Annotated in this window: 9 protein-coding genes; all 9 read left to right on the top strand. The window is 76.3% G+C overall.

Translation table 11 applies throughout. The features are described from left to right. Nucleotides 1-65: 65 nt before the first annotated feature. The 9 genes from RND61_RS25345 (at nucleotide 66) to RND61_RS25385 (ending at nucleotide 12206) form a co-directional block, all read left to right on the top strand. The gene (locus RND61_RS25345; protein ID WP_315880406.1) at nucleotides 66-1406 is read left to right on the top strand and encodes a diaminobutyrate--2-oxoglutarate transaminase family protein; all 1341 of its coding nucleotides are present in this window, start codon (nucleotides 66-68) and stop codon (nucleotides 1404-1406) included. Beyond that, a complete protein-coding gene (locus RND61_RS25350) occupies nucleotides 1403-2971 on the top strand; it encodes a pyridoxal phosphate-dependent decarboxylase family protein (protein WP_315880407.1) in 1569 nt (522 codons plus the stop codon). Before RND61_RS25345 ends, RND61_RS25350 begins: the two co-directional genes overlap by 4 nt. After that, nucleotides 2968-4347 carry a lysine N(6)-hydroxylase/L-ornithine N(5)-oxygenase family protein gene (locus RND61_RS25355; protein ID WP_315880408.1) on the top strand — a complete coding sequence of 460 codons (1380 nt, stop codon included), beginning with the start codon at nucleotides 2968-2970 and terminating at the stop codon, nucleotides 4345-4347. Before RND61_RS25350 ends, RND61_RS25355 begins: the two co-directional genes overlap by 4 nt. After that, nucleotides 4344-6068: an IucA/IucC family protein gene (locus tag RND61_RS25360; RefSeq protein WP_315880409.1), complete on the top strand. Its 1725-nt coding sequence runs from the start codon at nucleotides 4344-4346 to the stop codon at nucleotides 6066-6068. Before RND61_RS25355 ends, RND61_RS25360 begins: the two co-directional genes overlap by 4 nt. Further along, nucleotides 6065-6616, top strand: coding sequence for a GNAT family N-acetyltransferase (locus tag RND61_RS25365; RefSeq protein WP_391654114.1), 552 nt, complete (start codon nucleotides 6065-6067; stop codon nucleotides 6614-6616). The genes RND61_RS25360 and RND61_RS25365 overlap by 4 nt, the downstream gene beginning before the upstream one ends. Further along, complete coding sequence (locus tag RND61_RS25370) at nucleotides 6613-8007, top strand: hypothetical protein (RefSeq protein ID WP_315880410.1); 1395 nt, start codon at nucleotides 6613-6615, stop codon at nucleotides 8005-8007. Before RND61_RS25365 ends, RND61_RS25370 begins: the two co-directional genes overlap by 4 nt. Next, nucleotides 7991-9526, top strand: coding sequence for a pyridoxal phosphate-dependent decarboxylase family protein (locus tag RND61_RS25375; RefSeq protein WP_315880411.1), 1536 nt, complete (start codon nucleotides 7991-7993; stop codon nucleotides 9524-9526). The genes RND61_RS25370 and RND61_RS25375 overlap by 17 nt, the downstream gene beginning before the upstream one ends. A gap of 71 nt (nucleotides 9527-9597) precedes the next feature. Next, entirely contained in the window at nucleotides 9598-11400 is a 1803-nt protein-coding gene (locus RND61_RS25380) for an IucA/IucC family protein (protein ID WP_315880412.1), read from the top strand. After that, the gene (locus RND61_RS25385; protein WP_315880413.1) at nucleotides 11397-12206 is read left to right on the top strand and encodes an ABC transporter ATP-binding protein; all 810 of its coding nucleotides are present in this window, start codon (nucleotides 11397-11399) and stop codon (nucleotides 12204-12206) included. Before RND61_RS25380 ends, RND61_RS25385 begins: the two co-directional genes overlap by 4 nt. Nucleotides 12207-12225 lie beyond the last annotated feature (19 nt).

Consider the following 12225-nt stretch of genomic DNA (forward strand, 5'->3'; position numbering starts at 1 on the left):
CCACCGCGCCTGCCGCGTGCGCGCCTCGTGCGCGTCCTCCGCAACACGACCGAAGGGCATCCGCCATGCCGAACGGTGCGCTGCGCGCCGAGCTCCTCGAGCGCCAGGAGCGACGTGAGTCCTCCGCCCGTACCTACGCGAACACCCTGCCCGTCGCCCCCGTGCACGCCGCCGGCGCGGTGGTCACCGGAGCCGACGGGCGCACGTACCTGGACTGCCTCTCCGGCGCGGGCACCCTCGCGCTGGGGCACAACCACCCCGCGACCGTCGCCGCCCTCCAGTCGGTCCTCGCGTCCGGTGCGCCGCTTCACACCCTGGACATGATCACACCTCAGAAGGACGCGTTCTGCGGGGAGTTACTCCGGCGGCTGCCCGGCGGGCTGCGGGACACGGCGCGGCTGCACTTCTGCAGCCCGGCCGGTACGGACGCCGTCGAGGCGGCGCTGAAACTGGCCCAGCACGCGACGGGCCGGCGCGGGATCGTCGCCTTCACCGGCGCCTACCACGGGATGACGCTCGGCGCGTCCGCCGTGTCCGGGCCGTCCCGCATGAGCGGCGCGGTCGGCGCGGACGCCGTCCCGGTGACCCGCCTCCCCTACCCGTACGGGATGCGCTGCCCGTTCGGGACGGGCGACGGCGAGGAGTCCGGGAAGCTGTCGGCGCGGCTGCTGGAGAGCCTGGTCACCGACCCGAGCAGCGGGGTCGGCACGCCCGCCGCGGTCATCCTGGAGGTCGTCCAGGGCGAGGGCGGCGTCGTCGAGGGCCCGGACGGGTGGCTGCGGGAGGTCCGCCGGATCACCGAGGAGCACGGCATCGTCCTCGTGGTCGACGAGGTGCAGACCGGCGTCGGCCGCACCGGCCACTACTGGGCCTGCGAGCGCGCCGGGGTCACGCCCGACGTGCTCGTCACGTCCAAGGCCGTCGGCGGCGGGCTGCCGCTCGCCCTCATCGCGTACCGCCCCGACCTCGACACCTGGCGCCCCGGCCACCACGCGGGGACCTTCCGCGGCAACACCCTCGCCATGGTCGCCGGGGAGATCACCCTCCGCGCGGTCGCCGAGGAACAACTGGCCGAGCGGGCGCTGAAGCTGGGCGAGCGGATCCGCCGCGGCCTGCGCGAGATCGCCGCCGCCGACCCGTCGGTCGGCGAGGTCCGCGGGCGCGGCCTGATGATCGGCGTCGAGCTGGTCGACCCGGACGGCGCCCCCGACCGGAACGGCGTCCCGCCCGGCGACCCCGCCCGTGCCCGGGCGGTCCGCGCGGCCTGTGTGGAGCGCGGGCTGATCCTGGAGCTGGGCGGCCGGGGCGACACCGTCGTACGGCTGCTGCCGCCCCTGGTCCTCACCGACGAGCAGGCCGACTCCGTCGTGGAGCGCCTCGCCTCCGCCGTGGAGGGCACCCGATGAGCCGCGGCGACGGGCACCCCGGCATACCCGGCCGCGGCGCGGACGGCGCCGGCCGCCCCGCCCCTCCGGCCGCGACCGCCGCGCCGGGAGAGGCCGACACCGCCGTCGCCGGGGACACCCAGGGACCCCTGGCCCTCGGGAAGCTGACCTCGGTGGTGCTCGACGCGCTCGCCGAGGGCGCCGCCGCCCGGGGCGGGCCGCTGCCCGGCGGCGGGCCCGACGCGGTCGCCGAGCGGTTACGGGCCGCCTGCGCCCCCGTGCTCCCCGAGCACGGCACGGGCGCCGAGGAGGCGCTGCGCACCGTCGTACGGGCCGTCGCCGAGGGCGCCGCCGACCCCGCCGACCCCTGGTGCACCGCCCACCTCCACTGCCCGCCCCTCGCGGTGGCCGCCGCGGCCGACCTGGCCGCCGCCGCCCTCAACCCGTCGATGGACTCCTGGGACCAGGCCCCCGCCGCCGCGGTCCTGGAACAGGAGGTCACCGCCGCCCTCGCCGCCCTCGTCTACCCCCGGTGGAACGCGCCCGACGCGCTGATCACCAGCGGCGGCACCGAGTCGAACCTCGTCGCCCTGCTGCTCGCCCGCGAGCGGGCCCGCGCCACCCGCGCCGCCGGGGCCGCCGGGGTGCGGGTCGTGTGCGGCGGCAACGCCCACCACAGCGTGCGGCGCGCCGCCTGGCTGCTGGGCCTGCCCGAGCCCGTCGTCGTGGACTGCCCGGGCGGGCGGCTCGACCCGGCGGCCGTCGACCGGGCCCTCGCCGGCCTCACCGGGCCCGCCCTGGTGGTGGCCACCGCCGGCACCACCGACGAAGGGCTCGTCGACCCGCTCCCCCGGCTCGCCGCCGTGGCCGCACGGCACGGCGCGGAACTCCACGTGGACGCCGCCTACGGCGGTCCGCTGCTGTTCAGCGACCGGCTCGCGCCGCTCCTCGCGGGCCTGGAGTCGGCCGTCTCCGTCACGCTCGACCTGCACAAGCTGGGCTGGCAGCCGGCCGCCGCCGGGGTCCTCGCCGTCCGCGACACCGAGTTGCTCGCCCCGCTGGCCCTGCGCGCCGACTACCTCAACGCCGAGGACGACGGCGAGGCCGGCCTGCCGGACCTGCTCGGCCGCTCCCTGCGCACCACCCGCCGCCCCGACGTGCTGAAGATCGCCGCCACGCTGCGCGCCCTCGGCCGGAGCGGGCTCGGCGCACTCGTCGAGCACTGCGTGCGCACCGCACGGGACTTCGCCGTGCTCGTCGACGCGCACCCGGCGCTGCGCCGCCGTCCCGGCGGGATCGGCATCAGCACCGTGCTGTTCCGGCCCGTCGCCGCCGACGCGGCACCGCCCGCCGAGGGCGACGCGCTGGTCGCGGAGGTCCGCCGCCGGCTCCTCGCCGAGGGCCGGGCGGTCGTGGGGCGGGCCGTCGCCGAGGACGCCGACGGCACCCGGCGGCTGTGGCTGAAGGCCACCCTGCTCCACCCGCGGGCCACCGGCGAGGACCTGGCCGGTCTGCTCGACCTGGCCGCCGACGCCGCCGCCCGCATCCGCACGACGCACGCACAGGAACCGGAAGGACCCCGATGACGACCGAGCAAGCCGCCGAGGAACCGACGACCGTCGACCTGCTCGGCGTGGGCGTCGGCCCGTTCAACCTGTCGCTGGCCGCCCTGGCCGACGGGGTGGCCGGACTCGACGCCGTCTTCCTGGAGCAGCGGACCGCGTTCCACTGGCACCCCGGCCTGCTGATCGAGGGGGCCACGCTCCAGGTGCCGTTCCTCGCCGACCTGGTGAGCCTCGTCGACCCGACGAGCCGCTGGTCGTTCCTCAACTACATCCGCACCCAGGAGCGACTGTTCCCGTTCTACTTCGCCGAGCGGTTCCACATACCGCGCGCCGAGTACGACGCCTACTGCCGCTGGGTCAGCGGGCAACTGCCGTCCTGCCGTTTCGGGCACCGGGCCGACAGCGTCCGCTGGGACGAGGACCGACAGGCGTACGAGGTGGAGTTCACCCGCGTCGACGGGGCCGGCACCGCCCTCGGCACCGGTCGGATCCTCGCCCGGCACCTGGCCCTCGGCGTCGGCACCGCCCCGCACGTGCCCGCGCCGCTGCGGGCCCTCGCCGACGACCCGGACGTGCCGGTGCTGCACTCCGCCGAGTACCTCGCCCACCGGGAGCGGCTGCTCGCCGCCGGGCACGTCACCGTCGTCGGCGCGGGGCAGTCGGGCGCCGAGGCGCTCCTCGACCTGCTGCGGGCCCGGCCCCGGGGGCGGGAGGCGCTGGCGTGGCTCGCCCGCACCCCGGCGTTCGCCCCCATGGAGTACAGCAAACTCGGGCTGGAGCACTTCACGCCCGACTACACCCGCTACTTCCGCGAACTGCCCGAGGCCGCCCGCGACCGGCTGCTGCCGGAGCAGTGGCAGCTGTACAAGGGCGTCAGCGCCGACACCCTCGGCGACATCCACGACGAGCTGTACCGGCGCGCCCTGACCGGCGGCTGGCCGGACGTCACCCTCACCCCCGGCGTCGCCGTCACCGCCGCCGGCCGGCGGGGCGGCCGGGTGGAACTGGCCCTCGAGCACCGCGAGGAGGGCTCCCGGGCCACGCTCCTCACCGACGCCGTCGTCCTCGCCACCGGGTACGCGGAGCGGCCCGTCGACGGGCTCCTCGAACCGCTCGGCCCGCACATCGCCCGCGACGGCTCGGGCCGCCCCCTCGTCGACCACGACCAGCGGCTCGTCCTCGACGACAAGGTCGGCGGCGCCGTGTTCGTCCAGAACGCCGAGCGGCACACCCACGGCGTCGGCACCCCCGACCTGGGCCTCGCCGCCTGGCGCTCCGCCGTCATCCTCAACGCGCTGACCGGCCGGCCCGCCTACCCGCTGCCGCGCCGCACCGCGTTCACCACCTTCGGCCTCCCCCAGAACCACGCGAACGACGAGCAGAAAGAGTGCGCATGAGCCAGACCCAGCCCCTGGACCCCGCGGCGGAGGCCGACCGGTCCGCCGTCGACAACCTGCTGCGCTGCTGGGTGCGGGAGACCGCAGTGGAACGGCCCGCCGACGACGTGCTGCGCCTGGAGCTGCCCGCGACCGGCACGGCGGTCGAGGCGCCCGTCCTGTACTGGTCGTCCGTCGGTTGGCACCGCTTCGGGCCCGCCCGGCTGCCGTCCGGCGCCCCCGCCTCCGCCGCGGTGCTCGCCGCGCTCCTCGGCGTCGAGGCGGCCGACGGCGACCCGGAGTCCGTCGCCGACCTGACCGGGCGCGTCAGCGACTCCGTGCGCCGCGTCACCGAGTTCGTCCGGGTCCGGGCCGCCGCCCCCGGGGACCCGGCCGGCACGACGCCGTTCCTCGCCGCCGAGCAGGCCCTCCTCACCGGGCACCCGCTGCACCCGACGCCGAAGAGCCGCGAGGGGCTCACCGACGCGGAGGCCGCCCGCTACTCCCCCGAGACGCGCGGCTCCTTCCCGCTGCACTGGTTCGCCGCGGACCCGTCCGTCGTCAGCTCCGACTCCTCGCTCGACCGGAGCGCCGAGGACCTGCTCGCGGACCTCGCCGGGGAGGGCCCCGCGCGGCCCGGCGGCACGGTCCTCGTCCCCGCCCACCCGTGGCAGGCGCAGGACGCCGTCCACCGGCCCGCGGTACGGGCCCTGCTCGACGCGGGCCTGCTGCACGACCTCGGCCCGGCCGGCCCCCACTGGTCGCCCACCTCCTCCGTCCGGACGCTGTACCGGCCCGACGCGGACGTGATGCTGAAGTTCTCCCTCGGCCTGCGCATCACCAACTCGCGGCGCGAGAACATGCGGTCCGAGCTGCGCCGGGGCATCGCCGTCGACCGGCTCCTCACCGCGGGGCTCGACCGGGCCCTGCGCGCCGCGCACCCGAACTTCGCGATCGTCCGCGACCCGGCGTGGCTCGCGGTCGACACCGCGCCCGGCGGCGGCGACGGCACCGGCCTCGACGTGGTCGTACGCGCCAACCCGTTCCCCGCGGACGCGGCGCCGCAGGGACTGTGCGTCGCCGGGCTCGTCTCCCCCCGCCCCGACCTGCCCGACGGCCGCTCCCACCTGGCGGCGCTCGTGCACGCCCTCGCCGAGCGGACCGGCCGGCCCGTCGCGGAGGTCGGCGAGGAGTGGTTCGCCCGCTACGCGGAGCGGGTCGTCGGCCCCGTCCTGTGGCTGTACGCCACGTACGGGATCGGCCTGGAGGCGCACCAGCAGAACACCCTCGTCGTCCTCGACGACGACGGCTGGCCCGCCGGCGGCCGGTACCGCGACAACCAGGGCTACTACTTCTCCCCCGCCCGCAGCGACGCCCTGTACGGCTGGGTGCCGGGCATCGGCCGGGACCTCGGCACGTACGTCGCCGACGAGGTCATCGACGAGCGACTCGCCTACTACGTCGGCATCAACAACATGCTCGGTCTCGTCGGCGCGCTCGGCTCCCAGGGCCTCGCGGACGAGGCGCGGCTGCTGCGCCGCGCCGACCGGTTCCTCGCCGGGGCCGCCGGCGAACACGGCGACCGGCTGCGGCTGGCGGCGCTGCTGCGGGACGAACCGACGCTGCGCTGCAAGGCGAACCTGCTGACGCGGGTGCGCGGCATGGACGAGCTGACCGGCCCCCTGGAGGCCCAGTCGGTGTACGTGGACATCGCCAACCCGATCGCGGAGGTGCGCAAGTGACGGGCGGTGGCCCCGTCGTCGCCGAGACGACGCTGGAGCAGGGCGTGTTCACGCTGCGCGCGGTCGACCCGGCCGTCGACGCGGGGCTGGTGCACGCGTGGATGAACGACCCGGAGGTGGCCGCGTTCTGGGAGATGGCCCAGCCCGTGGAGCGGATCGCCGCCTACCTGCGGGAGCAGGTGGGCAGCGCCCACTCCACGCCGTACATCGGCTGTGTCGACGGCACCCCGATGAGCTACTGGGAGGTGTACCGGGCCGACCTGGACCCGCTGCGCCACCACTACCCGGCCCGGCCCCGCGACGCCGGCGTGCACCTGTTGCTCGGCCCGTCCGCGTACCGGGGCCGAGGGCTCGGCACGGCGTTACTCCGGGCCGTCTCCGACTGGTTGCTGCGCGCCGACCCGTACGCCGAGCGCGTCGTCGCCGAGCCGGACGTCCGCAACGAGCGGTCCGTGCGGGCCTTCGAGCGGGCCGGGTTCCGGCTGGTCGGGCAGATCGACCTGCCGGGGAAGCGGGCGGCGCTCATGGTCCGCGAGCGCACGGCATGACGGGAGCGCGCGGGCGCCCGGTGCTGCTGGCGGCGGCCGGGCTGCACATGGTGACGCAGTCGGCGCTCGCCCCGTTCTACCCGGCGCTGTTCCGCGCCGCGTACGGGGTGGAGGCGCTGGCCGCGACCGGGCTCTTCCTGGTGCTGTGCCAGGTCTCGGCGGTCGCCGCCCTGCCCCTGTGGGGCCGGGCGAGCCGCCGCGTGCCGCTGGCCCGGCTGGTGACGGCCGGGCAGTCGGCGGCCGTGCTGCTGGCCGCCGCGCTGGTCCTCGCGCCCTCGTACGCGGTGTTCACCGGGGTGTCCGTGCTGCTCGTGGCCGCGAAGGCGGTCGTCCTGCTGGCGTATCCGGGGCTCGCCCGGAGCCACCCGCGCGGGGTGCTGCCCGGTGTCGTCCAGTACGTGGCCGTGCTGCACGCCGCGTCGGTCGCGGCGACGCTGCTGGGCGGGGTCGTCGTGTCCGTACCCGATCCGCGGTCGGCGCTGCCGCTGCTGGCGCTGCTGGAGGCGGTGCTGCTCGTGGCGTGCCTGCGGGTGCTGCGGCCCGGGGCCGGGGCGCCGGCCGGTGACGCCGGTGACGCCTCCGGGGCCGCTCAGGCCGCCGGCGGCGGGGTGTGGCGGTTGGCCGGGTACGTGCTGCTGACGGCCGTCGCCGTGTACGCGGCGCGGCCGTACTTCACCGAGTACGTGACCGGCGCGGGCGCGTCGGCCGGCACGGCGGCGGTGCTGTTCGTGCTGCCGCACGTCGCCGTGCTCGCGCTGCTGCCCGCCGCCGCGCGGCTGCGGGCGCGGCTGGGCGGGCGGCTGCTGCGGCACGGGATGCTCGTCGCCGCCGCGGGGCTCGCCGTGCAGGCGGCGGTCACCGAGCCGGGCTGGCTGGCCGCGGCGCGGCTGGTGTTCGGGGCCGGGCTGGCGCTGGGCCAGGTCGCCCTCGACGAGCGGGTGATCGCCGCCAGCGGGTCGGGAGCGGCGTACAGCGTCGTCGCCGTGGGGCAGACGGCGGGGCTGCTGCTCGCGCCGCTCGTCGCCACCGGGACGGCGGCCGTGGCCCTGTGGGCCCCCCTGCTCGCGGGGGGCGCCCTGCTGTGCGTCCTGGCGCTCGCGGCGCCTGCGGTGCCCGCGGTGCCGCTTCGGCCCGCCGCCCTCCCGGACGGGTGGGCCGCGCTCCGGACCCCGCGCGCCCCGGGCCGCCCCGCGGAGCCGGACGCGCCGCTGCCGAGAGAGCTCCCCCATGCGCCGCTCGTGGCGCCGAAGGGGCGCGCGGAGGCCGGGAGGACGACCGTGCTCAGCGCTTCGCGCCCGCGCGCGGTCGCCGTCCCGGCGCCCGCTCACAGCGCCCCGGAGGCGGAACGAGCCGAAGAAGAAGGAATGACCTGCCATGACGATGCCCGGTAGTGCCCTGTCCGCCCCCGCCTCGCCGCTGCTCGAACCCGACCTGCTGGCCGCCGCCCCCGCCGGGCTCGCCGAGGTGGGGCGGCTGGTGGGCGAGATCGCCCGGGAGTGCGCCGACGGACTGCGCGGGCGCGGGGGGCCGCTGCCCGCGCTCAGCCCGGAGGACCTGACCGGCCTGGTCGACGCGCAGTTCCCCGACGGTCTCGTCCCGCGCGCCGGGGCCGGCCCGGACGCCGTGCTGGCGCTCGCCCGGGCCTGCGCGCAGACCACCGTGGACCTCGCCGACCCGCGCGCCGCCGCGCACCTCCAGCCGCCGTCGCTGGCCGTGGCCGCCGCGGCCGACGTGCTGGCGGGGATCTTCAACGCGTCCGTCGACACGTGGGACTCCGGCCCGTACGCCGTCGAGATCGAGCGGCGGCTCGTGAAGGGCATCTGCACACTCGCCGGCTACGGGCCCGACTCGGGCGGTGTCCTCACGTCCGGCGGGAGCGCGTCCAACCTCCAGGCGCTGCTCGTCGCCCGCGACGCGGCGGCGGCCAAGCTGCGGGACGTGCGCAGCGGCGGCCTGGCCGGGTTCGGGCAGGAGCCGCTGGTGTTCTGCTCGGAGCTGGCGCACTTCTCGGTCGCCCGCGCCTGCGCCGTCCTCGGGCTCGGAGAGGGCGCGGTGCGGACAGTGCCCGTCGACGGGCGGCACCGGATGCGGCCCGAGGCGCTGGACGCGGCGCTGCGCCGGGTCGACCCGGACGCGCAGTTGCCCGTCGCGGTCGTCGCCACCGCCGGGACCACCGACTACGGCTCCGTGGACCCCCTGCCGGAGGTCGCCGCGGTCGCCCGGGAACACGGCGTGCGGCTGCACGTGGACGCGGCGTACGGGTGCGGCGCGCTGTTCTCGGACCGGCTGCGGCCGCTGCTGGACGGGATCGAGGAGGCCGACACGATCACCCTGGACCTGCACAAGACGGCCTGGCAGCCGGCCGCCGCGAGCGTCCTGCTCGCCCGGGACGCGGCGGACTTCGCCCCGACGACGGGGCTGCGGGTCGCGTACCTCAACCCGGACGACGACGGCGAGGCCGGATACGACGGGCTGCTCGGCCTGTCGCTGCAGACGACGCGCCGCGCCGACGCGCTGAAGGTCGCGGCGACGTTCCTGGCCCTCGGCACCGAGGGGCTGGGGGCGATGCTGGACGCCTGCCACGACCTGGCCCGGCACGCCGAGCGGGCCGTGGCGGCGCACCCGCGGCTGGAGCTGACCGCCGGGGCGACGCTGTCGACGGTCGTCTTCCGGTACGTCACCCGCGACCCGTCCGCGTCCGACCGCGTCAACGGCGCGCTCCGCCGCCGCCTGCTGCGCTCCGGCGCCGCGCTGGTCGGCCGGACCGACGCGCCGGGCGGCGACGGCCGCCCGGCCGTCCACCTCAAGCTCACCCTGCTGAACCCGCAGACCCGCACCACGGACGTGGACGGCCTGCTTGACGCGGTCGTCCGCGCCGGCCGGGCCGTCGAGGAAGGGAGCGCCGCATGAAGCGCCGCGAAGCGGAGCAGCGTAAGGGCCGGAAGAACAGCCGGCGTCCACACGAGAAAGGCATCGCCCGTATGACTGACGGCCACCCCGTCCCCGAACTCGCCGACGTCTCCCCCGAGTCGTGGCGCGAGGCGAACCGCAGGCTCCTCGCCAAGACGCTCTCCGAGTTCGCCTTCGAGGAGCTGGTCAAGCCGCTGGAGCTGGAGGCGGAGGGCCGTTTCCGGGTCGACCTGGACAGCGGGGTCTCGTACGTCTTCTCCGCCACGCGCGGCGCGCTCGGCTCCTGGCGGGTCGCCAAGGACTCCGTGACGCGCGGCGCGGCGGGGCTCCTCGGCAACGAGATCGAGACCCCCGCGTGGGACGCGCAGCAGTTCCTCGTCGACTGCGCGGGCACCATAGGCACCGACGCGCCCACCCTCGGCATGTACCTCACGGAGCTGTCGGCGACCCTCGCCGTCGACGCGGCGCGCATCGAGCACGGCGGGCGGACGGCGGCCGAACTGCGCGAGCTGGGCCACGCGGAGTTGGAGTGCGCCATGACGGGCCACCCGACGCTCGTCGCCAACAAGGGCCGCATCGGCTTCTCCGCCGGCGACGTGCGGGCGTACGCGCCGGAGGCCCAGCAGACGCTCGCCCTCCGGTGGATCGCCGTGCACCGGGGGCTCGCCGAGTTCCGGGGCACGCCCGGGCTGAGCGAGGCGGCCGTCGTCGCCCACGAGTTGGACGGGGAGACCGTCACCGCGTTCCGCGCCCGGATCGAGGCGGTCGGCGGCGACCCCGACGCGTACGTGTGGATGCCCGTCCACCCGTGGCAGTGGGACCACGCCGTGCAGGTGCTGTTCGCCGGCGAGATCGCCCAGCGGCGGATCGTCCCGCTCGGCGAGAGCGCCGACGCGTACCTGCCGCAGCAGTCGGTGCGGACCATGACGAACGTGTCCGAGCGGGACCGGTACGACGTCAAGCTCCCCCTGAAGATCGTCAACACGCTGATCTGGCGCGGCATCCCGCCGCACTGCACGCAGGGCGCGCCGCTCACCACGCAGTGGCTGACGGGCCTGCTCGGCAAGGACCCGCTGCTCCGCGACGAGCTGCGCACCGTGTTCCTCGGGGAGGTCGCGTCGGTGACGGTCCGCCACCCGTACCTGGACCGGGTGCCGGAGATGCCGTACCAGCACCTGGAGACGCTGGGGTGCATCTGGCGGGAGTCGGTGTCGTCGCGGCAGGACGAGGGCGAGCGGGTCCGCACGTTCGCGTCGCTGCTGCACGTCGACGAGCACGGCACGTCGTTCGCGGCGGAGCTGGTCCGCGCCTCGGGGCTGCCCGCCGAGGAGTGGCTGTCGCGGCTGTTCGAGACGGTGATGCACCCGGTGCTGCACGTGATGTACACGTACGGCATCACCTTCAACCCGCACGGCCAGAACACGCTCATCGGGTACGACGCCGACGACGTGCCGCGGCGGCTGTTCCTGAAGGACTTCGTCGACGACGTGTCCGTGTCGCACACCCCGGTCCCGGAGCGCGGCCCGGAGCCGGACGGCTACGACCACGTGCTGCCCCGGAAGAACCCGGTCGTCATCCGCCAGCACGTCGTCGACCAGTTGCTGCTGGGCCACTTCCGGTACCTGGCGCCGCTCGTCGCCGAGCAGTTGGGCGTCCCGGAGGAGCGGTTCTGGCGGCTGGTGCGGCAGGCGGTCGTGTCGTACCAGAAGCGGTTCCCGGACCGGAAGGACCGGTACGCCGAGTACGACATGCTCGCGGACGAGTTCCCACGCTACCCGTTCAACACCGACCGGCTCGTCGTCACCCGCTACGTCGACCGGGCGCTGCGGCACGCGCTGCGCCCGAACGGCACCGTCCCCAACCCGCTGTCATGAGCATCGAGATCAGCGCGCGGGAGCTCACCCTCGGCCACGGGGGCGAGCCCGTCGCCCGCGGCATCGGCGTCGCCCTGGCGCCCGGCGAGGTCACGGCGCTCGTCGGCCCGAACGGCTCCGGCAAGTCCACGCTGCTGCGGGCGCTGGCCCGGCTGCACACCCCGGACGCGGGCCGGATCGTGCTCGACGGCCGCGACCTGGCGGAGTACCGGCCGCGGGAACTGGCCCGGAAGCTCAGCTTCCTGACGCAGTCCCCGATCGTGCCCGCCGGGGTGACCGTCGAGGAGCTGATCGCGTACGGCCGCCACCCCCACCAGGGGCTGCTCGCGCGCGGCGACGACGACGAGGACCGGGAGGCGATCAGTTGGGCGCTGGACGCCACGAACCTGCGGCCGCTGGCCGACCGCACCCTGGACCGGCTGTCCGGGGGCGAGCGGCAGCGGGCGTGGATCGCGATGGCGCTGGCCCAGCGGACCGGTCTGCTGCTGCTCGACGAGCCGACGACGTACCTCGACATCCGCTACCAGATCGAGGTGCTGCGGCTCGTGCGGCGGCTGGCGGACGAGCACGGCATCACCGTGGCGGTGGTGCTGCACGACCTGAACCAGGCCGCCGCGTTCTCCGACGCGATGGTCGTGCTGGCCGGGGGCCGGATCGTCGCGTCCGGCACGCCCGCGCAGGCGCTGACGGAGGAGACCGTCCGCACCGCCTTCCAGATCGACACGACCGTCACCCTCGACCCCCACACGGGTGTGCCGACCTGTCTGCCGACGTGGCGCGAGCCGTCGCCGGCAGCGGCCACCTGAGCACCACGGCACCACCGTT

The sequence above is a fragment of the Streptomyces tamarix genome (assembly GCF_032423885.1).
Taxonomy (GTDB): Bacteria; Actinomycetota; Actinomycetes; order Streptomycetales; family Streptomycetaceae; genus Streptomyces; species Streptomyces tamarix.

Coding starts and splice junctions, on each gene's coding strand:
- RND61_RS25385 (WP_315880413.1), top strand. CDS start 11,397: ATGAGCATCGAGATCAGCGCGCGGGAGCTCACCCTCGGCCACGGGGGC.
- RND61_RS25345 (WP_315880406.1), top strand. CDS start 66: ATGCCGAACGGTGCGCTGCGCGCCGAGCTCCTCGAGCGCCAGGAGCGA.
- RND61_RS25360 (WP_315880409.1), top strand. CDS start 4,344: ATGAGCCAGACCCAGCCCCTGGACCCCGCGGCGGAGGCCGACCGGTCC.
- RND61_RS25355 (WP_315880408.1), top strand. CDS start 2,968: ATGACGACCGAGCAAGCCGCCGAGGAACCGACGACCGTCGACCTGCTC.
- RND61_RS25370 (WP_315880410.1), top strand. CDS start 6,613: ATGACGGGAGCGCGCGGGCGCCCGGTGCTGCTGGCGGCGGCCGGGCTG.
- RND61_RS25350 (WP_315880407.1), top strand. CDS start 1,403: ATGAGCCGCGGCGACGGGCACCCCGGCATACCCGGCCGCGGCGCGGAC.
- RND61_RS25375 (WP_315880411.1), top strand. CDS start 7,991: ATGACGATGCCCGGTAGTGCCCTGTCCGCCCCCGCCTCGCCGCTGCTC.
- RND61_RS25380 (WP_315880412.1), top strand. CDS start 9,598: ATGACTGACGGCCACCCCGTCCCCGAACTCGCCGACGTCTCCCCCGAG.